Consider the following 20,116-nt stretch of genomic DNA (forward strand, 5'->3'; position numbering starts at 1 on the left):
GGGCGCCATGGGGACGGAGCGGGAGACACCGCAAGAGGCACAGCAGCAGGCACAGCAGCAGGCCTCGGAGACTCCAGGCCCGAAGCAGCCGATCCGGCGCTGGGAGTCCGGCGCGCTCGCGCACGGCGTCACCGACCCCTTCGGCCAGGGCCCGCTGCCCTGGCTGCGCGGCAGCGAGCACTACTTCGACGACACCGGCAAGGTCGTCCCCTGGTACGTGGACCTCGCCCCCGCGCAGCCCGCCGAGACGCAGCCTGCCCAGACGCACACCGCCGAGGCGCGGACCGCCCCCCGCAGGGCACCCGAGATCCCGCACCCCCGCAGCACGACGGGCGGCCCGCGCACCGCCGACGACGTGCACCGGCAGATCAAAGGCTTCACGTCGACCGGAGCAGTGGCGCCCGGAGAGGCGATCGACTTCCACGTGACGGTCGACCCGCCGCAGGAGTTCGGCGTCGACGTCTACCGCATCGGGCACTACGCCGGCGACGGCGCCGCGAAGATCACCACCAGCCCGCGCCTCTCCGGCATCGTCCAGCCGCCCCCGCTCACCGCGGACCGCACGGTCTCCTGCCACCACTGGTGGCTCTCCTGGCGCCTGCAGATCCCGAGTCACTGGAACATCGGGGCGTACGTGGCGGTCCTCACCACCGCCGACGGATACCGCTCGCACATCCCCTTCACCGTCCGCGACGACCGCCCGGCCGACCTGCTCCTGCTCCTCCCGGACATCACGTGGCAGGCGTACAACCTCTACCCCGAGGACGGCCGGACCGGCGCCAGCCTCTACCACGCCTGGGACGAGGAGGGGCGGCTGCTCGGCGAGAACGAGGCCGCCGTCACGGTCTCTTTCGACCGGCCGTACGCGGGCGCGGGCCTCCCCCTGCACGTGGGCCACGCCTACGACTTCATCCGCTGGGCCGAGAGGTACGGATACGACCTGGCGTACGCCGACGCCCGCGACCTGCACGCGGGCCGCGTCGACCCCGCGCGCTACCGCGGCCTGGTCTTCCCCGGCCACGACGAGTACTGGTCGGTGCCCATGCGCCGCACCGCCGAGCAGGCCAGAGACGGCGGCACGTCCCTGGTCTTCCTCTCTGCCAACACCATGTACTGGCAAGTGGAGTTGAGCCCGTCCCCGTCCGGCGTGCCCGACCGCCTGCTGACCTGCCGCAAGCGCAGAGGCCCCGGCCGCCCCACCCTGTGGCGCGAGGTGGACCGGGCCGAGCAGCCGCTCCTCGGCATCCAGTACGCGGGCCGCGTACCCGAGCCGGCCCCGCTGGTCGTGCGCAACGCCGAGCACTGGCTGTGGGAGGCGACCGGGGCGGGCGAGGGCGATGAGCTGGAGGGCCTGGTCGCCGGGGAGGCCGACCGCTACTTCCCGCGGACCGCACTCCCCGATCACCGCGGCCGCATCCTCCTCGCCCACTCCCCGTACGAGGACGGCGAAGGCGTCCTCCGCCACCAGGAGACTTCGCTCTACCGCGCCCCCTCCGGCGCCCTGGTCTTCGCCTCCGGCACCTTCGCCTGGTCCCCGGCCCTGGACCGCCCCGGCCATGTCGACCCCCGCATCCAGCGCGCCACGGCCAACCTCCTCGACCGCATCTGCAAACGCGACTGACGCCCCGGCCCGCCCCGGCAGCCACCCCGCCCCCTGGCCGGAAGCAGCCCCCGCGTACGGGAGAATGCGAGGTACTTGGCCCGCCCGTCTCCCACCGCCACCCTGCCGGAGCCCTGCGGGCGCCCCTCTTGTTCCAACCACGGGGAGGAACCGTGTCCGGATTCGTTGAAAAGCCCGAGCCGATCGAGGTCCCGGGTCTGGTGCATCTGCACACCGGCAAGGTGCGCGAGCTGTACCAGAACGAGGCGGGCGACCTCGTGATGGTCGCCAGCGACCGCATGTCCGCGTACGACTGGGTGCTGCCCAGCGAGATCCCCGACAAGGGGCGGGTGCTCACGAAGCTGTCGCTCTGGTGGTTCGACCAGCTCACCGACCTGGTCCCCAACCACGTGCTCTCCACGGAGCTGCCCGAGGGCGCCCCGGCCGACTGGGCGGGCCGCACCCTGGTCTGCAAGTCGCTGAAGATGGTCCCGGTGGAGTGCGTCGCGCGCGGCTATCTCACGGGTTCGGGACTCGTCGAGTACGAGCAGTCCCGCACTGTGTGCGGCCTCGCCCTGCCCGAGGGCCTCGTCGACGGCTCCGAGCTGCCCGCGCCGATCTTCACGCCCGCCACGAAGGCCGAGGTCGGCGAGCACGACGAGAACGTCAGCTACGAGGAGGTGGCCCGCCAGGTCGGCGCGGAGACCGCCGCCCAGCTGCGCCGCACGACCCTCGACGTGTACGGCAGGGCCCGCGACATCGCCCGGGAGCGCGGCATCCTGCTCGCGGACACCAAGTTCGAGTTCGGCTTCGACGGCACGGAGTTGGTGATCGCCGACGAGGTGCTCACGCCGGACTCCTCGCGCTTCTGGCCGGCCGCGACCTGGGAGCCGGGCCGCGCGCAGCCCTCGTACGACAAGCAGTACGTACGGGACTGGCTGACCTCGCCGGCCTCCGGCTGGGACCGCAGGAGCGAGCAGCCGCCGCCCGCGCTGCCCGCCGAGGTGGTGGAGCGGACCCGCGCCAAGTACATCGAGGCGTACGAGAAGCTCACCGGAACTTCCTGGTGAGGCCGTGAACGACGAAGCCCCCGGCGCCGATGGCGCCGGGGGCTTCGATCAAGAGCGGACGACCAGGTTCGAACTGGCGACCTCAACCTTGGCAAGGTTGCGCTCTACCAACTGAGCTACGTCCGCAAGGCGTGCACCGCGTCGGTGCACCTCCACTATAGCCAACCTCGCTCGCGTGCGATGCGCACTGCCGCATGACGATTCTCGGCGGAGAGCTTCGAGACGGCGGACGAGAGGTAGTTGCGGACCGTTCCCTGCGACAGCGCGGCCCGCTCCGCGATCTCCGCGACGGGCGCTCCGTCGGCCGCGAACTCAAGCACCTCGGCCTCCCGCGCGGTCAGCGGAGAGTCCCCCGAGGCGATCGCGTCGGCGGCCAACTCCGGGTCCACATAACGGTTTCCGGCGTGGACGGTACGGATGATCTCGGCGAGCCGCTGGGCGCTGACGGTCTTCGGCACGAAGCCGCGCACCCCCGCTTCGAGGGCCCGCTTGAGGTGTCCGGGACGGCCGTGGCTGGTCACGATCATGGTGCGGCAGCCCGGGAGTTCGGACCGCAGGGATGTGGCCACACTCACACCGTCGGCGCCCGGCATCTGCAGATCGAGGACCGCGACGTCCGGCCGGTGCGCCCGCGCCATGGCGAGCGCCTCCGGACCCGAGGCGGCCTCGGCGACCACGCTCAGGTCGTCCTCCAGCGCGAGCAGGGCGGCCAGCGCCCCCCGGATCAGATGCTCGTCGTCGGCGAGCAGTACGCGTACGGGCGTCACCGGGTTTCCTCTCGTGCCTTCTGTGCCTTCTGTGCCTGCTGTGCCTTCGGGGCTGTCGGGACTGCCGGTGCTGCCAGCGCTGCCGGGGCTGCCGGGGCTGTCCCGACGGTGGCCGGGGCGCCGGTCAGCGGGACCTCGGCCGTCAGGCGGAAGTGGCCGTCCCCGGTCGGGCCCGCCTCCAGGGCGCCGGCCACGCCGGAGAGCCGTTCGCGCAGGCCCACGAGGCCCGAGCCGCGCGAGGTGCCGGGCGGCGCGGACTGGGGCCGTACGCCGTCGTTCTCGACCGTCAGGACCGCGGTGCGGCCGTCGTCGTCGGTCACGCGGAGGGCCACCGTGCAGCGCTCCGCGTCGCCGTGCCGCAGTACGTTCGTGGCGGCCTCTCTGACGACCCAGCCGAGCGCCGCGTGCACGGCCGGTGGCAGAGCGTCGGCGGCCTCCGCGCCGAACACCCGGCAGTCGATCCCGGCGGCCTTCAACACACCCTGGGCGCCCGCGAGTTCGGCGCCGAGTCCGGTCTCGCGGTAGCCGCGTACGACCTCCCGGACCTCGCGCTGCGACTCCTGGGCGATCCGCTGGACCTCGATCATCTGCTCCACCGCCTCGGGCCGGTCGCGCCGGGCCAGCTGGACGGCGAGCTCGCTCTTGAGGGCGACCACGGCGAGGTTGCGGCCGAGCACATCGTGCAGGTCGCGCCCGAACCGCAGCCGCTCCTCGGCGACGGCCAGGCGGGTCTCGATGTCGCGGGCCTCGCGCAGCTCGTACATCACACCGAGGACCCAGCCCGAACAGCGCACGGTCATCGACATCCATCCACCCGCGAAGGTGAGGGAGATCAGCGCGGCCGCCGTCAGCGGGGCGCTCCCGCTCATCAGCCACACGGCCGCGCACAGCACCGCGTTCAGCGCGAGGATCCGCTTGACGGCCGTACGCACCGGGACGATCAGGGCGTAGGCGCAGAGGAACGGCATGGTGGCGCAGCCGAGGGCCGTCGTCAGCATCGGGTACTTCGCCATCCCGGCGAGCCCGCCGAGTGCCAGCAGGCCCACGAGCAGCATGCCGGTGAGCGCGGCCCCCACCTGCACCTCCCGGCGGGGCACGTCCGCGACGCCCAGATACTGGAGGAACGCCTTCCGGATCAGCCGGATCGCCAGACAGCCCACGGCGAGCGCGATCAGGATCACGGCGGCGATCAGCACCGCCGGGGCCTCCGCCCGCACCGGCCGCGTCACCGACAGGGCGATCACGGCGGGGACGGCGGCCCAGACCAGGAGGTACACCGTCGCGCGCGTATAGAGGTCGACCCGGTCCAGGGCACTGCCCTCACGCCACTTCCTGACCCGCACGAACACCGTCCCGCTCACTCCCCGCTCAGTGCCGCGGTTCCCACCGGAACCACCGCTGTACAGCAAACACCGCGAGCACCACCCAGGCCACCGCCGTGGCGACGGCACCGAGCGCCTCGTACGCGGAGAGCTCCCCGGTCCAGCCGCCGCGCACGAGCAGGATCGCGGGGGACAGCGGCAGCAGCTCGAGTACGGAGGCCACGCGGTCCGGGAAGATCTCGAAGGGCACGGTCATGCCGGAGCCGATCATCGAAATGAACATCAGCGGCAGGCTGCTGACCTGCGCGCTCTCCGCGGTACGGCTGAACGCGGCCGTCACCGCCCCGAGTGCCACCATCAGCACGATCCCCAACAGCACGCCCAGGACGGCCAGATGGAGGGCCTTGGGCGCCTCCAGGTCGATGAGCGCCGTGCACGCGACGGCCACGACGACGCACTGCACGAGCCCGATGAGGGCGGCGGGCAGCGCGGTCCCGGCGAGGATCTCCCGGTCGAGCAGCTCGCCGGTGCGCAGCCGCTTGAGGACGAGTTCCTCGCGGCGGGCGACGTAGATGTTGACGAGCGCCGCGTACACCGCGAAGAGCATCGCGAAGCCGATGCCGGCGGTGAGCATGGCGGTGCCCATGCTGAGCCCGGCCTTCTCCAGGATGTCGCCCTTGAGCGTCTGCTGGACGCTCAGCGGGAGCACCAGCGGGATGACGACGGCGGTGACGAGCATGCCCTTGCTGCGGCCGAGCAGCGTCAACTCGGCCTTCCCCAGGGCCGCGAGCCGTCCCGCGGCGGTCGTGCCCGGTCCTGCGGTCGGTCCTGCGGTCGGTCCTGCTGTCGTGGTCGCGGCGCTCATGCCACCTTCTCCTTGTCCCCGGCTTCACGGGCGTCCCGTGCTTCCTGCTTGACGTCCCGCGCGATCCGCAGGAAGGCCTCTTCCAGCGAGGCCGACCGCACATCGAGCCCGCGCAGCTCCACGCCCGCGTCCCGCGCCCACAACAGCAGCTGCGTGGCGGCCTGTTGGAGCACGTCGGTACGGAGCTTCACGTTCCGCCCCTCCGTCTCGTGCGCGGTGACGCCGAGCGAGCCGAGCGGCGGCAGGTCGCCGAGGTGGTAGCCGTCGGGCAGCTCGAAGCTGATCTGGGAGGGCTGCGCGGCGGTGACCTCGGCGGGCGTGCCGCTCACCGCGAGCTGCCCGGCGTGCATGATCGCGAGCCGGTCGGCGAGCGACTCGGCCTCTTCGAGGTAGTGCGTGGTGAGCAGCACGGTGGTGCCGGAGGCGCGCAGGGCACGCACCAACTCCCAGGTCTCCACGCGCCCTTCGGCGTCGAGTCCGGTGGTGGGTTCGTCGAGGAAGAGCACCTCGGGCCGGCCGAGCAGGGCGAGCGCGAGGTCGAGCCGCCGCTTCTCGCCGCCGGACAGCTGCTTGATGCGTACGCGGGCCCGGTGGCCGAGGCCGACGAGTTCCAGGGCCTCTCCCGTGGGCCTGGAGCCGCTGGTGCACCCGGCCCACATGCGGACGGCCTCGCTGACGGTCAGCTCGGAGGGAAAGCCGCCCTCCTGCAGCATCACGCCGATCCGGGGCCGTACGCGGCTCCGCTCGGCGTACGGGTCGTGCCCGAGCACCCGCACCCGTCCCCCGGTGGGCCGGGCCAGGCCTTCGAGCAGTTCGACGGTGGAGGTCTTGCCCGCGCCGTTGGTGCCGAGCAGGGCGAAGAGTTCGCCGCGGCCGACGGCGAAGGAGATTCCCCGTACGGCCTCGAAACCGCCCCCGTACACACGCCGCAGATCGGTGACTTCGATCACGTGGTCATCGGTGTTCATGGTTCAAGGATTTCGTGGGCGCCGGGCCGGCGGCAGTGCGCGCTGTCACGAGCGTGCATGACAAATGTCAGAGAGGGGCGGTGCATACGACGAAGGCCCCGGTCCATCGGACCGGGGCCTTCGTTTCTGAGCGAACGACGAGGTTCGAACTCGCGACCTCAACCTTGGCAAGGTTGCGCTCTACCAACTGAGCTACGTTCGCATTGCCTCCGACCGCTTGCTTCTCAAGTAGAGGAGCCACCGATCGGCGCGAACACCAGAGTACCTGATCCACCGGAGTGGTCGGTAACCCGATGCGGAGCGGGTGACAGGAATTGCACACTGCGCCTCCCCCTTGGAAAGGGGGTGTTCTACTACTGAACTACACCCGCGCGTTCTCCGTGGAGTCCGGCCTTGCGGCCTCGCCCCGCGGCGCGCTCCAGACTTTAGCCGACCTGCGGGGGTGGTGTGCAAGTCGGCTGCTGCGACGAGCTCGCGGAGCTTCGCCGCAGCGTCCGTGCGGGGGCGGTCAGTTGGCGGCTTCGAACGCCTCGTAGACCTTCTTCGGGATGCGCCCGCGGGCCGGGACCTCCATCTTGTGCGATCGGGCCCAGGCGCGGACCGCGGCGGGGTCGGCGGTCACCGCGGTGTGCTTGAACTCCTTGCCCGGCTTGCCGGCCCGGCTCGTCCGCGACTGCTTGCGGCCCGCCTGCAGGTAGGGGGCGAGTGCCTTGCGCAGTTTCTTGGCATTGGCTTGATTCAGGTCGATCTCGTACGACTTGCCGTCGAGACCGAAGGCGACCGTTTCCGCCGCTTCTCCGCCGTCGATGTCGTCAAAGAGAGTGACCACGACACGCTGCGCCACGAATATCGGTCCCTTCATGCGGACTCACCGCGCTGACATGCGGTGATGGCCGACTGTTCGGCTGTGTTGCGGCTCTTACCCCGGTATTTCCGGAGCAGTGTGCGGACTGTCCCGAGGTATTGCCATTTCCTTTGTACAGGGCGAGGCAATGCATGGGGAAGTCCGACTGAATACGTCCGCGTGTCCATGTGCAATGGGTGCGGCAATGCCTGCACGGAATTTTTCCTGGATTTTCCCCGGCTGGTGCTCCGTGTCTCCCTAAAGTGACGGCCATCACGTAGGACTCTACGAATCTATGCGCGTAGAAATTTCCGTCGGATACGCTGAAGGAACCGTTCTCACGCACCACACACCGGGAGTGCCAGTGGCACGCGTCGTAGTCGACGTCATGCTCAAGCCCGAGATCCTCGACCCCCAGGGACAGGCGGTGCAGCGTGCACTGCCGCGCCTGGGATTCCAGGGCATCGCGGACGTACGTCAAGGAAAGCGCTTCGAGCTCGAGGTCGAAGGGCCGGTCGACGAGGCCGCCCTCGCCCGTATCCACGAGATGGCCGAGACGTTCCTCGCCAACACCGTCATCGAGGACTTCGTCGTCAAGGTCGAAGAGCCCGCAGCTGCCGGGGAGCCGAAGTGACCGCTCGTATCGGAGTCGTCACTTTTCCCGGCACGCTCGACGACCGTGACACTCAGCGCGCGGTCCGTGTCGCCGGCGCGGAAGCGGTGCCGCTCTGGCACCGCGACAAGGACCTGAAGCAGGTCGACGCCGTGGTCCTTCCCGGCGGTTTCTCCTACGGCGACTATCTGCGGGCCGGGGCGATCTCCCGGTTCTCGCCGTTGATGGAGACGATCATCGAGCAGGCCAAGGGCGGAATGCCGGTTCTGGGCATCTGCAATGGCTTTCAGGTGCTGACGGAAACGCATCTGCTGCCCGGCGCGATGCTGCGGAACAACCATCTGCACTTCGTCTGCCGCGACCAGAAGCTGCGCGTCGAGACCGACAGGACCGCCTGGACCTCCGATTACTCGGCCGGCCAGGAGATCTCCGTACCGCTGAAGAACATCGACGGCCGGTACGTCGCCGACGAGCGCACCCTGGACATGCTGGAGGCCGAGGGCCGCGTCGCCTTCCGGTACCTGGCCCGCGGCGAAGCCGCTGATGGGTACGGCAATCCGAACGGCTCGCTCCGTGACATCGCGGGCATCAGCAACGAGGCGGGCAACGTCGTCGGTCTGATGCCGCACCCCGAGCACGCCGTCGAGCCGCTGGTCGGCACCGGCCGCACCGACGGGCTCGGCTTCTTCACCTCGATCCTGAAGAACCTCCTCAAGGGGGCCAACGCATGACGCTCGACACGGTCAAGCACGCCGCCGAGACCCCCGAGTCCGACCAGCCCTGGAAGGAACTCGGCCTCAAGCAGGACGAGTACGCGCGTATCCGCGAGATCCTCGGCCGCCGTCCCACCGGCGCCGAGCTCGCCATGTACTCGGTGATGTGGTCCGAGCACTGCTCGTACAAGTCCTCCAAGGTGCACCTCAAGCAGTTCGGCGAGAAGGCGCCCGAGAGTGACGCGCTGCTCGTCGGCATCGGCGAGAACGCCGGTGTCGTCGACGTCGGCCAGGGCTACGCGGTCACCTTCAAGGTGGAGTCGCACAACCACCCCTCGTACATCGAGCCGTACCAGGGCGCCGCGACCGGCGTCGGCGGCATCGTGCGCGACATCCTCGCGATGGGCGCCCGCCCGGTCGCCGTCATGGACCCGCTGCGCTTCGGCGCCGCGGACCACCCCGACACCAAGCGCGTCCTGCCGGGCGTCGTCGCGGGCATCGGCGGCTACGGCAACTGCCTGGGCCTGCCCAACATCGGCGGCGAGGTCGTCTTCGACGCCTGCTACCAGGGCAACCCACTGGTCAACGCGCTCTGCGTCGGTGTCATGAAGCACGAGGACATCCACCTCGCCAAGGCCTCCGGCACCGGCAACAAGGTCATCCTGTACGGCGCTCGTACGGGTGGCGACGGCATCGGCGGCGTCTCGGTCCTCGCGAGTGAGACCTTCGACTCGACCGGCCCCTCGCGCCGCCCGGCCGTCCAGGTCGGCGACCCGTTCCAGGAGAAGCTGCTCATCGAGTGCACCCTGGAGATCTTCCGCGAGGACCTCGTGGACGGCATCCAGGACCTCGGTGGCGCCGGACTCTCCTGCGCCACCAGCGAGTTGGCCTCGGCCGGCTCCGGCGGTATGCGCGTCGAACTGGACACGGTGCCGCTGCGTGACGCGACGCTCTCGCCCGAGGAGATCCTCATGAGCGAGTCGCAGGAACGCATGTGCGCGGTCGTCGAGCCCGGCAAGGTCGACCGCTTCCTGGAGATCTGCGAGAAGTGGGACGTCATCGCCACCGTCATCGGTGAGGTGACCGAGGGCGAGCGCCTGGAGATCTTCTGGCACGGCGAGCAGATCGTCGACGTACCGCCGCGCACGGTCGCGCACGAGGGCCCGGTCTACGAGCGCCCCTACGCCCGGCCCGAGTGGCAGGACGCGCTGCAGGCCGACGACGCGAACGCCCTTGCGCGCCCGGCGAACGCGGACGAGCTGCGGGAGCAGATCCTCAAGCTCGTGGCCTCGCCGAACCAGGCGTCCAAGGCGTGGATCACGGACCAGTACGACCGTTTCGTGCAGGGCAACACGATCCTCGCGCAGCCGGAGGACTCCGGCATGGTGCGGGTCGACGAGGAGACCAACCTCGGTGTCGCCGTCTCCACCGACGGCAACGGCCGGTACGCGAAGCTCGACCCGTACGCGGGCGCGCAGCTGGCGCTCGCCGAGTCGTACCGCAATGTCGCCGCGTCCGGCGCCAAGCCGCTCGCCATCTCCAACTGCCTCAACTTCGGCTCGCCCGAGGACCCGGCGGTCATGTGGCAGTTCGCCGAGGCCACCCGTGGTCTCGCGGACGGCTGCCTGGAGCTGGGCACCCCGGTGACCGGCGGCAACGTCTCCCTCTACAACCAGACCGGGGAGACGGCCATCCACCCGACGCCCGTCGTCGCGGTGCTCGGTGTGATCGACGACGTCACGCGGCGTACGCCGATCGCGTTCGCCGAGGAGGGGCAGCTGATCTACCTCCTGGGCGACACCCGCGAGGAGTTCGGCGGTTCGGCCTGGTCGCAGGTGGTCCACGAGCACCTCGGCGGTCTGCCGCCGCAGGTCGACCTGGACCGGGAGAAGCTGCTCGCCGAGATCCTGATCTCCGGCTCGCGCGACGGCATGATCGACGCCGCGCACGACCTGTCCGACGGCGGTGTCGTGCAGGCGGTCGTCGAGTCCTGCCTGCGCGGCGGCAAGGGCGCCCGCCTGGTCGTCCCGGACGGCCTGGACGCGTTCACGTTCCTGCTCTCCGAGTCGGCGGGCCGCGCGATCGTCGCGGTGCCGCGCAGCGAGGAGCTCCGGTTCACGGACATGTGCGGGGCGCGCGGGCTTCCGGCCACGCGGATCGGCGTCGTCGACGGTGCGGGTTCCGATGCGGTGGTCGAGGTGCAGGGCGAGTTCAGCATCCCGCTGAGCGAGCTGCGCACGGCCCACGAGGAGACGGTGCCCGGGCTGCTCGCCTGAGGTTCCTCTCGTACGTACGCGGCTTCGGCCCCGTCCGGTTGTTCCGGGCGGGGCCGAAGTGCGTTCACCCACGGGGTTCGTACGCCGGACGTAGGGTTTTCGCATGCCGCCTGCGAAGAAGCGTCCGCGTACGTACGACCCGAAGAAGACCGTCGCGGCCGTCCGGGCCCAGTTCGGTGCCGTACGGGAGGCCGCGAAGGCTCTGACGCCCGAGCAGCTCGCGGGTCCGACGCACCTGGGTGCCTGGACGGTGCGCGAGCTCGTGGTGCACATCGACATGGCGGTGTCCGCCGTGGTCCGGCACATCGACGATGCCGAGCCGGCCAAGCCCGAACTGGGGCTCCTGGACTGGCCGTCGGCCACCCTCCCCTTCGCCGGGGCGCTGGCCGATGTCGTCCCCGAACTCGCGGCGCGCGCCCCGGAGCAGTTGGACGAGCTGTTCGCGCGGACCACGGCGGACTTCGACGACCGCCTGGCCACGGCCGACCCGCACCGCACGCTGGCGACGCGGCTCGGCGCCATGGACCTGAGCGACTTCCTGGTGACCCGCACCATCGAACTCGTCGTCCACACCGACGACTTGAACCGGGCGGCCGGCATCGACATCCCGATCGACCGCCAGGCCCTCGCCGCCTGCACCCGGGTCCTCGCGGACGCGCTCGCCGCGAAGGCGCCCGGCGGTGCGACGGAGGTGCGCATCCCGCCGTACGCGGTGGTCCAGTGCATCGAGGGCCCGCGCCACACCCGCGGCACCCCGCCCAACGTGGTGGAGACGGACCCGCTGACCTGGGTCAGGCTGGCGACGGGACGTACGGAGTGGGCCGCCGCGCTCGACGCCGCGAAGATCATGGCGAGCGGTGAGCGGGCCGACCTGTCGGCGGTCCTGCCGGTCATGGGCTGACGGGCCAGGAGCGATGGTCGGCGAGGGGTGACCGGAAAAAGAACGGAACCGATCCCCCCACCTCCTCCGTCACATCGGCATGCACACGCAGCGAAAGACCCTCAGCACCGTCGGAGCCGTCAGTGCCGCAGCGGCCTTGGGGCTGCTCACGGCCTGCGGAGCCGACAAGACCGACGCCGGTGCCGCCCCGGCCGAACCCAGCGTGCCCGTGACCGGCACGCACTGGACCGTGGACAGCGTCACGGCCGGCGGTAAGAAGATCGACGCCCCGGGCACCAAGGCGCACGTCGCCTTCGACAAGAAGGGCCGGGCCTCGGGCAACTTCGGATGCAACGGCTTCGGCGGTGTCGCCGAGATCAAGGGCGACACCATCACCGTCGACAAGATCGCCAAGACCGAGATGTCCTGCGGCGACGAGATCGACAAGCTGGAGACCACCCTGACCGAAGCGCTCAAGGGCAAGCTCAAGGCCTCCGTGAAGGGCGACAAGCTGAACCTCACCACGGCCAAGGGCGACTCGATCACGCTCACCTCGGAACCGCCCGCCGAGCTGGCCGGCACCAAGTGGATGCTGACCGCGGTCGTGGAGAAGGAGGTGGCGACCTCCCTGCCCAAGGCCTCGGGCAAGGCCGAGAAGGCCCACCTGATCTTCGACGAGAAGGCCGGCACGGTCCACGGCAACCTCGGCTGCAACACCGTCAACGCCAAGGCGAAGGTCACCGACGGCAAGATCGAGCTCGGCACCCCGCGCCTCACCCGCAAGATGTGCGACGGCGACGTCATGAAGGCCGAGCAGAACCTGGTGAAGCTCTTCGGCTCGACGGTGACGTACGAGATCGACCACCGCACCCTGCACCTCACCGGCAAGGACGGCCTCGGCCTCAACGCGAACGCGGCCGCCGTGAAGAAGTAGACGGCCGGGGGTCCGGGGGCTGAGCGGTCCGGGGGCTGAGCCCCCGGACCCGCCCGCCCTCACCCCGGGTAAGGCAACAACTCCCCGTCCGTCCGCGCCCAGGACGCCCGCAGCTCCGCGAGCAACCCCGGCTCGGCGCCCGCCCGGTCGGCCTGTTCCCGCTGGTCGGAGCCCAGATGGAAGAGCTGGTCGTGGCCGGACGTCCCCCGGTAGTACTTCCACGGCCCGCGCCGCAGCGCCCGCTCCCCGCGCACCCGCCACGCTCGCGCCCCGCCCAGTTCGAGCAGGGTCGCTGTCCCGTCGGGCGTGAACACCGGCACGTCGCTGACTTGCCCGCCCGCGATCCGCGCGGGCCGGCGCAGCAGCGCCGGCACCCGTATCCCGCCCTCCCGCAGCGAGGCCGTCGGCCCACCCCAGGTCGTCGCCGAGGACGAAGAGGATGTTCGGCCGCTTCCCGTGCCGCCCCGGTCCCACCACCCCGCCGAAGGCACGCCGGGACAGCTGATGATCGTCGTACGAGGACACAGCGCACTCCTGCGTACGGCTGCGGCGCGCACGGCGAAGCCGTCGGCGGGGCAGCCGGAAGCTGAGGGAGAACCGGCCGTCACCGACAGACATGGGCAGACAGGGACAGACAGGGACAGCCGGGGGCGAAGAACTACTCAGCAGGCGCAGCGACAGATGGCGCTCGCGGCACGGACCAGGTCGACGTGGCGGCGCTCCGCAAGGGTGACCGGACGGTCACTGAGGGGCTGCAGGGTCAGGGAGCCTGACGCAAGCCCCGCGCGGCTGTCAACGACGTGCCCGAAGCTTCCCGAGTGCGAGGTGTGTCACCTACGCGTGTTGACCGGCGTCCCCAATTCGGACCAGTGGTCGATCTCGCCTACACTCGGAGGCGTGCCTCGTGGTGATGGACGACTCAACCACGACCTGCTCCCCGGTGAGAAGGGCCCCCAGGACGCTTGCGGCGTCTTCGGTGTCTGGGCTCCGGGTGAAGAGGTCGCCAAGCTCACCTATTTCGGACTGTATGCCCTGCAGCACCGTGGACAGGAGTCCGCGGGCATCGCAGTGAGCAACGGGTCCCAGATCCTCGTCTTCAAGGACATGGGTCTGGTCTCGCAGGTCTTCGACGAAACCTCCCTCGGTTCCCTCCGAGGTCATATCGCGGTCGGTCATGCCCGCTACTCCACCACCGGAGCCTCGGTGTGGGAGAACGCGCAGCCGACGTTCCGTGCGACCGCGCACGGATCGATCGCGCTCGGCCACAACGGCAACCTGGTCAACACGGCCCAGCTCGCCGAGATGGTCGCGGACCTCCCGAAGGAGAACGGCCGCGCGACCCAGGTCGCCGCGACCAACGACACCGACCTGGTGACCGCCCTGCTCGCGGGCCAGACGGACGCCGACGGCAAGCCGCTGACCGTCGAGGAAGCCGCCCCTCAGGTGCTTCCGCACGTCAGGGGCGCCTTCTCCCTCGTCTTCATGGACGAGCAGACGCTGTACGCGGCCCGTGACCCGCAGGGCATCCGCCCGCTGGTCCTCGGCCGCCTGGAGCGCGGCTGGGTCGTGGCCTCGGAGTCCGCGGCCCTGGACATCTGCGGCGCCGCATACGTCCGCGAGGTCGAGCCGGGCGAGATGATCGCCATCGACGAGAACGGGATGCGAAGCTCCCGATTCGCCGAAGCAAAGCCCAAGGGCTGTGTCTTCGAGTACGTCTACCTGGCGCGCCCCGACACCGACATCGCCGGGCGGAACGTCTACCTCTCCCGCGTGGAGATGGGCCGCAAGCTCGCCAAGGAAGCCCCGGCCGACGCCGACCTGGTGATAGCGACGCCGGAGTCCGGCACCCCCGCGGCCGTCGGATACGCGGAAGCCAGCGGTATTCCGTACGGCGTGGGCCTGGTCAAGAACGCCTACGTCGGCCGGACCTTCATCCAGCCCTCGCAGACGATCCGCCAGCTGGGCATCCGGCTGAAGCTGAACCCGCTCAAGGAAGTCATCAAGGGCAAGCGCCTGGTCGTCGTCGACGACTCGATCGTGCGCGGCAACACCCAGCGCGCCCTGGTCCGCATGCTCCGCGAGGCCGGCGCCGCCGAGGTGCACGTACGCATCTCGTCGCCGCCCGTGAAGTGGCCCTGCTTCTTCGGCATCGACTTCGCCACCCGCGCCGAGCTGATCGCCAACGGCCTGTCGGTCGAGGAGATCGGCAAGTCCATGGGCGCCGACTCGCTGGCGTACATCTCCATCGACGGGATGATCGAGGCGACCACCATCGCCAAGCCGAACCTCTGCCGCGCCTGCTTCGACGGCGAGTACCCGATGGAGCTGCCCGACCCCGAGCTGCTCGGCAAGCAGCTTCTGGAGACCGAGCTCGCCGCGGGCGCCGCCACCACGGCCGCGACCGACGCGATCCGTCGCCCGTAACACCCGCAGTAACGACACGAAGGTTCTCTCCGCCATGTCCGAGACCACTGGTGCCAGCTACGCGTCCGCGGGCGTCGACATCGAAGCGGGCGACCGCGCCGTCGAGCTCATGAAGGAGTGGGTGAAGAAGACCCAGCGCCCCGAGACCACCGGCCTCGGCGGCCTCGGCGGCTTCGCCGGCCTCTTCGACGCCTCCGCCCTGAAGCGGTACGAGCGCCCGCTCCTCGCCTCCGCCACCGACGGCGTCGGCACGAAGGTCGACCTCGCCCGCAAGCTCGGCGTGTACGACACCATCGGCCACGACCTCGTCGGCATGGTCGTCGACGACCTGGTCGTCTGCGGTGCCGAGCCGCTCTTCATGACGGACTACATCTGCGTCGGCAAGGTCCACCCCGAGCGCGTCGCCGCCATCGTCAAGGGCATCGCCGAGGGCTGCGTCCTGGCCGGCTGCGCCCTCGTCGGCGGCGAGACCGCGGAGCACCCGGGCCTGCTCGGCGCGGACGACTTCGACGTCGCGGGCGCCGGCACCGGTGTCGTCGAGGCCGACCGGGTCCTCGGCGCCGACCGCATCCGCTCGGGCGACGTGGTCCTGGCCATGGCCTCCTCGGGCCTGCACTCCAACGGCTACTCGCTGGTCCGGCACGTGCTGTTCGACCGCGCCAAGATGTCCCTCGACGAGCAGGTCGCCGAGTTCGGCCGCACCCTCGGCGAGGAGCTCCTGGAGCCCACGCGGATCTACTCCCTGGACTGCCTGGCCCTGACCCGTACGACCGAGGTGCACGCCTTCAGCCACGTCACCGGCGGCGGCCTGGCGAACAACCTGGCCCGGGTCATCCCGGACGACCTGCACGCCACGGTCGACCGCTCCACCTGGACGCCAGGACCGGTCTTCGACCTCGTCGGCAAGGCCGGCTCTGTCGAGCGTCTGGAGCTGGAGAAGACCCTGAACATGGGCGTCGGCATGATCGCCGTGGTCCCCGAGGGCTCCGTCGACGTCGCCCTCGCCACCCTCGCCGACCGCGGCGTGGACGCCTGGGTCGCGGGCGAGATCACCGAGCGCGGCGACCACACGACGGGCGCGACGCTCACGGGCGACTACGCCTGAGGTCTTCCGCACAGGCAAGCCGAGCAGCGGGGTTCCGGCACGGAGCCCCGCTCAACGCTCACGCGCTGCGTACCGCACCGTAGAGACAAAAACGCAGCACGAAACCCGGTCCGGCGAACCCGGGACCGGGTGAAGTGCGAAGGTGCGGCGGGTTGGTTACGCGCCGCGGCGTTGTCGAGACGAAGGACCGGACTCGTCGTCCTCGTCCTCATCGTCGTCGTTGTAGAGATCCGCGTACTGGGAGTACGGGTCGTCTTCGTCCTCGTCGTCCTCGAACGGCTCGCCGTTCGGCGGCTGGCTCGAAGTCGAAGCGCCCAGCTCATTGGCCAGACGCGACAGGTCAGTCCCGCCGCTGCTGTACTTCAGCTGGCGGGCGACCTTTGTCTGCTTGGCCTTTGCCCGGCCGCGCCCCATGGCTCGACCCCCTCGGATACGGGGCTCGACGGCCCCAGAGTCTTGACACGCGTTCATGATTCAGAACGGACTCTCCTCGGAGAGACCGGTCCGTAGGGCTTCAACGGTACCTGCTTCGGCGGCCATACGGTACGCCGCCCACAGTACGCGCCTTGCCCGAAGACCGTGGAGGAGCTTCGTCCTCGCTGGTCACAGGCGATTTTAACCTCTTCTTGGCAAGCGACCCGCCGACGGGGGTGAGGCTTGTCTCGTCATGTCCACGTGATGAGACAACCCCGTGGGCGGGTCACCCGCAGTGATCGCCTCAGTGGGCCCGGCGGGCCTCCGCCATGCGCTGCTCGGCGATCCGGTCGGCCGCCGCCGCGGGCGGAATCCCGTCCGACTTCGCACGTGCGAATATGGCGAGCGTGGTGTCGAAGATCTTGGACGCCTTGGCCTTGCAGCGCTCGAAGTCGAAGCCGTGCAGCTCGTCGGCGACCTGGATCACGCCGCCCGCGTTCACCACGTAGTCCGGGGCGTAGAGGATCCCGCGGTCGGCGAGGTCCTTCTCCACTCCGGGGTGCTCCAGCTGGTTGTTGGCCGCGCCGCAGACCGCCTTGGCGGTGAGCGCCGGGACCGACACGTCGTTCAGGGCGCCGCCGAGCGCGCACGGAGCGTACACGTCGAGGCCCTCCACGCGGATGAGCGCGTCGGTGTCGGCGACGGCGGACACCTTGCCCGGGTGCCGCTCGAGGATGCGGCGCACCGACTCCTCGCGCACATCGGTGATGACGATCTCGGCGCCGTCCTCGACGAGGTGCTCGACCAGGTGGTGGCCGACCTTGCCGACCCCGGCGATGCCGACCTTGCGGCCGCGCAGCGTCGGATCGCCCCACAGATGCTGGGCGGAGGCGCGCATGCCCTGGTAGACGCCGTACGCGGTGAGGACGGAGGAGTCGCCGGCGCCGCCGTTCTCGGGGGAGCGGCCGGTGGTCCACCGGCACTCGCGGGCCACGACGTCCATGTCGGCGACGTAGGTGCCGACATCGCAGGCGGTGACGTAACGGCCGCCGAGCGAGGCCACGAATCGACCGTAGGCGAGCAGGAGCTGCTCGGTCTTGATCTTCTCCGGGTCGCCGATGATCACGGCCTTGCCGCCGCCGTGGTCGAGCCCGGCCATGGCGTTCTTGTACGACATCCCGCGCGCGAGGTTGAGCGCGTCGGTGACGGCCTCCGCCTCGGTCGCGTACGGGTAGAAGCGGGTGCCGCCGAGGGCGGGGCCCAGTGCGGTGGAGTGGATCGCGATCACGGCCTTGAGGCCGCTCGCGCGGTCCTGACAGAGCACGACCTGCTCATGGCCGCCCTGATCCGAGTGGAACAGGGTGTGCAGTACATCGGCAGGCGCGCCGGTCACTTCGGTCACGGTGGTGACTCCCAGGTGTGTAGCGGCGGATGGAACCAGCTCTGCTCGCCGCCCGCTTGTGGCAGGCGGAGGGTGGGGCGAGCTGGTGGTGGGCGGCTGTGGGCCGCGTGAGCAAGAGAGTACGACCTGTCATGGCACTCCCGGGAGGCAGTGCCGTGGAGCACTCCCTGGTGCGTCGGGCCGTGGGACGATCGGCAGGGTTTTCCCGGCTGTCGTGAGGGGAGGGAGCAAGTCGTGCCCAAAGCGACCCCACCCGTATCGCTCTGCGTCCCCTATGCCTCGTACCTGCGCGTGTACGAGCCTCTCGCCGCCTTTCCCGAGCCCGAGCGCAGCCATTGGGCGCGCTATGCGGAGCGCCCCGAGCTTCCGACGTACCAGGTCGAACTCCGCCGTTCCCTGGGCGACTTGCTGCCCACGCCGCCGATGCCGGTGCCGGCGCACGAGAGCGCGGACGCGTTCGTGACGCACGTCGACGGGGTGCTCTGCGTCTGCCCCTGGCGCACTCGGCTGCGCGGCTGGCAGGCACTCGGCGATCTGGCCGAGGAGCTGCCGCTGCCGGTGCTCGACGCGGTCCTTCCGCCGGTGGTGCGCCGGCAGGCGAGCGCGGACTACGAGGAGTGGCGCGAGCGCAACCCTGACGCCCGCCCGTGGATCCGCACGGAGATCTGGCACGTACCGCTGCACTGGTTCGCGCTCGTCGCCGACGAGGAGCGGAGTTACGAGAAGGGGGCGGGCGACGCCGGCGCCGAGGCCGGGGCGCCGGTGCTGCGCTACCGGACGCCGATGGTGCAGGCGCGGCGCCGGGTCGCGCGGGCGCTCAGGACGCTGCGGGAGGCGCTCGACGAGGGGGCGCTGATCGACGGCCTGGTAGATGTGGGGCGTTGGCTTGAGGAGTTCCACCCCCGCTCGTTGGTCGAGCTCGACTACGGCGGTCTGGTGCACGCCCTTCCGGCCGACCTCCTGGATGCGGACCACTCGGCGGCGGACGTCGCGGAGGGCATCGAGGCGTTGCGTGACGGGGACGGGGTCCGGGCCGGTGAGGCCTATGCGCGGCTCGTGGAACGGTGGCGCGCGGTCCGCGAACGACAGTTCGCAAGCTAGTAGCTATCCTCGCAAAGCGGACCCTTCGGGGCCAATGCCTCAGGCGGCGTGGGTCTATGGTCGGAGGACGGCGAGGACGTAGGTCCCGATCCGGGCTTTTGTCTCAAGCGTGACGGACCGCACTTACATCGCCCTTGCCCTCTTCCCCTACCCTCGTGCCAAAATAGGACAAGGAGTCCGGGGAGGACTCCATCCGTCCATGTTTGGGCGGAGTGCTCGGCATTGCACTCTATGGGGGGCCTGATGACTGCTGATCACCCTGTGACTGATCGTCACAGTGGCGTGACTGTCCGCTATGGCACGGTCCATTGGCTTCCGCCGCTGATGGACACCTGAGAGGGCAATTCCATCGGTTTGGCCGACGTGGCTGGACGGATGGTGTAGTTGTAGTGCCGAGGACAAGCCGTTCGTCCTATAACCGACTCGACCCGCGTCCGCCATTTCGGGCAACGTGGGTCAAGGTGCAGAATTTAGAGGAATGAACCGAGAAGGTTCGGTTCACCCGAGGAGGCCGCTCATGACCGCTCGCACCCCTGATGCCGAGCCGCTGCTGACCCCGGCTGAGGTCGCCACGATGTTCCGCGTCGACCCGAAGACGGTCACGCGCTGGGCGAAGGCCGGCAAGCTCACGTCCATCCGCACGCTGGGTGGGCATCGTCGTTACCGCGAGGCTGAGGTCCGCGCGCTTCTTGCGGGGATCCCGCAGCAGCGCAGCGAGGCCTGAATCACCGCCTAGCACTGCATTACCGGGCAGTTCAGGGTCCCCCAACCCGGAAACCGCCCGAAACAGCTCCATATGACGGGAGCCTGCCCCAACA

General features: G+C 70.1%; 19 protein-coding genes, 3 tRNA genes and 1 pseudogene. 11 read left to right on the forward strand and 12 right to left on the reverse strand.

All coding sequences use genetic code 11. The annotated features are described in order from the left end of the window. The first annotated feature begins 7 nt into the window (after positions 1–7). Complete coding sequence (locus RCO28_RS26120; protein WP_308943715.1) at positions 8–1,621, forward strand: N,N-dimethylformamidase beta subunit family domain-containing protein; 1,614 nt, start codon at positions 8–10, stop codon at positions 1,619–1,621. A 152-nt stretch (positions 1,622–1,773) separates the two neighbouring features. Continuing rightward, complete coding sequence (locus RCO28_RS26125; RefSeq protein WP_308943716.1) at positions 1,774–2,670, forward strand: phosphoribosylaminoimidazolesuccinocarboxamide synthase; 897 nt, start codon at positions 1,774–1,776, stop codon at positions 2,668–2,670. 53 nt (positions 2,671–2,723) lie between these two features. Here the strand turns inward: RCO28_RS26125 and RCO28_RS26130 are convergent. The 8 genes from RCO28_RS26130 to RCO28_RS26165 all read right to left on the reverse strand — a co-directional run bounded on the left by RCO28_RS26130 (position 2,724) and on the right by RCO28_RS26165 (position 7,436). Continuing rightward, a tRNA-Gly gene (locus tag RCO28_RS26130) sits at positions 2,724–2,796 on the reverse strand. Between the two features lie 29 nt (positions 2,797–2,825). Beyond that, entirely contained in the window at positions 2,826–3,437 is a 612-nt protein-coding gene (locus RCO28_RS26135; RefSeq protein WP_308943717.1) for a response regulator transcription factor, read from the reverse strand. Then, on the reverse strand, positions 3,434–4,798 hold the full coding sequence (locus RCO28_RS26140; protein WP_308943718.1) for a histidine kinase: 1,365 nt from the start codon (positions 4,796–4,798) through the stop codon (positions 3,434–3,436). The genes RCO28_RS26135 and RCO28_RS26140 overlap by 4 nt, the downstream gene beginning before the upstream one ends. Positions 4,799–4,805: 7 nt before the next feature. Further along, positions 4,806–5,624, reverse strand: a complete 819-nt coding sequence (locus RCO28_RS26145; protein WP_308943719.1) for an ABC transporter permease — start codon at positions 5,622–5,624, stop codon at positions 4,806–4,808. Next, complete coding sequence (locus RCO28_RS26150) at positions 5,621–6,592, reverse strand: ABC transporter ATP-binding protein (RefSeq protein ID WP_308943720.1); 972 nt, start codon at positions 6,590–6,592, stop codon at positions 5,621–5,623. Before RCO28_RS26150 ends, RCO28_RS26145 begins: the two co-directional genes overlap by 4 nt. A 129-nt stretch (positions 6,593–6,721) precedes the next feature. After that, a tRNA-Gly gene (locus tag RCO28_RS26155) sits at positions 6,722–6,794 on the reverse strand. A 97-nt stretch (positions 6,795–6,891) separates the two neighbouring features. Next, positions 6,892–6,963 (reverse strand) — tRNA-Gly (locus RCO28_RS26160). A 137-nt stretch (positions 6,964–7,100) separates the two neighbouring features. After that, a complete protein-coding gene (locus tag RCO28_RS26165) occupies positions 7,101–7,436 on the reverse strand; it encodes an Lsr2 family protein (protein ID WP_308943793.1) in 336 nt (111 codons plus the stop codon). A 364-nt stretch (positions 7,437–7,800) separates the two neighbouring features. Here RCO28_RS26165 and purS point away from each other — a divergent pair, with 364 nt between their 5' ends. The 5 genes from purS to RCO28_RS26190 all read left to right on the forward strand — a co-directional run bounded on the left by purS (position 7,801) and on the right by RCO28_RS26190 (position 12,852). Further along, complete coding sequence (purS, locus tag RCO28_RS26170) at positions 7,801–8,070, forward strand: phosphoribosylformylglycinamidine synthase subunit PurS (RefSeq protein ID WP_282538126.1); 270 nt, start codon at positions 7,801–7,803, stop codon at positions 8,068–8,070. Then, positions 8,067–8,780 carry a phosphoribosylformylglycinamidine synthase subunit PurQ gene (gene purQ / locus RCO28_RS26175; protein ID WP_308943721.1) on the forward strand — a complete coding sequence of 238 codons (714 nt, stop codon included), beginning with the start codon at positions 8,067–8,069 and terminating at the stop codon, positions 8,778–8,780. The genes purS and purQ overlap by 4 nt, the downstream gene beginning before the upstream one ends. Further along, positions 8,777–11,038: a phosphoribosylformylglycinamidine synthase subunit PurL gene (purL, locus tag RCO28_RS26180; RefSeq protein WP_308943722.1), complete on the forward strand. Its 2,262-nt coding sequence runs from the start codon at positions 8,777–8,779 to the stop codon at positions 11,036–11,038. Before purQ ends, purL begins: the two co-directional genes overlap by 4 nt. Positions 11,039–11,141: 103 nt before the next feature. Beyond that, positions 11,142–11,939 (forward strand): sterol carrier family protein, encoded by a 798-nt coding sequence (locus tag RCO28_RS26185; RefSeq protein ID WP_308943723.1) that lies wholly within the window; start codon positions 11,142–11,144, stop codon positions 11,937–11,939. Between the two features lie 79 nt (positions 11,940–12,018). Beyond that, positions 12,019–12,852, forward strand: coding sequence for an META domain-containing protein (locus RCO28_RS26190; protein WP_308943724.1), 834 nt, complete (start codon positions 12,019–12,021; stop codon positions 12,850–12,852). A gap of 59 nt (positions 12,853–12,911) precedes the next feature. Here RCO28_RS26190 and RCO28_RS26195 read toward each other — a convergent pair. Continuing rightward, positions 12,912–13,262, reverse strand: a pseudogene (locus tag RCO28_RS26195) (twin-arginine translocation pathway signal protein); the annotation flags it as partial. Between the two features lie 252 nt (positions 13,263–13,514). After that, on the reverse strand, positions 13,515–13,616 hold the full coding sequence (locus RCO28_RS39415) for a putative leader peptide (RefSeq protein ID WP_374991252.1): 102 nt from the start codon (positions 13,614–13,616) through the stop codon (positions 13,515–13,517). Positions 13,617–13,749: 133 nt separating this feature from the next. Between RCO28_RS39415 and purF the strand changes: the two genes are divergently transcribed. Both purF and purM read left to right on the forward strand, forming a co-directional pair. Beyond that, entirely contained in the window at positions 13,750–15,276 is a 1,527-nt protein-coding gene (gene purF, locus RCO28_RS26200) for an amidophosphoribosyltransferase (protein ID WP_308943725.1), read from the forward strand. Positions 15,277–15,310: 34 nt separating this feature from the next. Then, entirely contained in the window at positions 15,311–16,381 is a 1,071-nt protein-coding gene (gene purM / locus RCO28_RS26205) for a phosphoribosylformylglycinamidine cyclo-ligase (protein ID WP_308943726.1), read from the forward strand. 156 nt (positions 16,382–16,537) lie between these two features. Here the strand turns inward: purM and RCO28_RS26210 are convergent, their stop codons facing one another. Together RCO28_RS26210 and RCO28_RS26215 are read right to left on the reverse strand one after the other, a co-directional pair. Further along, positions 16,538–16,795 carry a DUF3073 domain-containing protein gene (locus RCO28_RS26210; protein WP_282538120.1) on the reverse strand — a complete coding sequence of 86 codons (258 nt, stop codon included), beginning with the start codon at positions 16,793–16,795 and terminating at the stop codon, positions 16,538–16,540. Between the two features lie 304 nt (positions 16,796–17,099). After that, the gene (locus RCO28_RS26215; RefSeq protein WP_308943727.1) at positions 17,100–18,197 is read right to left on the reverse strand and encodes a Glu/Leu/Phe/Val dehydrogenase dimerization domain-containing protein; all 1,098 of its coding nucleotides are present in this window, start codon (positions 18,195–18,197) and stop codon (positions 17,100–17,102) included. 234 nt (positions 18,198–18,431) lie between these two features. Here RCO28_RS26215 and RCO28_RS26220 point away from each other — a divergent pair, with 234 nt between their 5' ends. Together RCO28_RS26220 and bldC are read left to right on the forward strand one after the other, a co-directional pair. Further along, positions 18,432–19,298, forward strand: a complete 867-nt coding sequence (locus RCO28_RS26220) for a hypothetical protein (protein WP_308943728.1) — start codon at positions 18,432–18,434, stop codon at positions 19,296–19,298. Between the two features lie 517 nt (positions 19,299–19,815). Beyond that, positions 19,816–20,022, forward strand: coding sequence for a developmental transcriptional regulator BldC (gene bldC / locus RCO28_RS26225; RefSeq protein WP_003949541.1), 207 nt, complete (start codon positions 19,816–19,818; stop codon positions 20,020–20,022). The last annotated feature ends 94 nt before the right edge of the window (positions 20,023–20,116 follow it).

The sequence above is a fragment of the Streptomyces sp. LHD-70 genome, assembly GCF_031157275.1.
Taxonomy (GTDB): domain Bacteria; phylum Actinomycetota; class Actinomycetes; order Streptomycetales; family Streptomycetaceae; genus Streptomyces.

Bases quoted from the DNA above. Each gene is read 5' to 3' on its own strand.
- RCO28_RS26120 (WP_308943715.1), top strand. From the start codon at position 8: ATGGGGACGGAGCGGGAGACACCGCAAGAGGCACAGCAGCAGGCACAG.
- RCO28_RS26145 (WP_308943719.1), bottom strand. From the start codon at position 5,624: ATGAGCGCCGCGACCACGACAGCAGGACCGACCGCAGGACCGACCGCA.
- RCO28_RS26150 (WP_308943720.1), bottom strand. From the start codon at position 6,592: ATGAACACCGATGACCACGTGATCGAAGTCACCGATCTGCGGCGTGTG.
- purL (WP_308943722.1), top strand. From the start codon at position 8,777: ATGACGCTCGACACGGTCAAGCACGCCGCCGAGACCCCCGAGTCCGAC.
- RCO28_RS26185 (WP_308943723.1), top strand. From the start codon at position 11,142: ATGCCGCCTGCGAAGAAGCGTCCGCGTACGTACGACCCGAAGAAGACC.
- RCO28_RS26190 (WP_308943724.1), top strand. From the start codon at position 12,019: ATGCACACGCAGCGAAAGACCCTCAGCACCGTCGGAGCCGTCAGTGCC.
- purM (WP_308943726.1), top strand. From the start codon at position 15,311: ATGTCCGAGACCACTGGTGCCAGCTACGCGTCCGCGGGCGTCGACATC.
- RCO28_RS26210 (WP_282538120.1), bottom strand. From the start codon at position 16,795: ATGGGGCGCGGCCGGGCAAAGGCCAAGCAGACAAAGGTCGCCCGCCAG.
- bldC (WP_003949541.1), top strand. From the start codon at position 19,816: ATGACCGCTCGCACCCCTGATGCCGAGCCGCTGCTGACCCCGGCTGAG.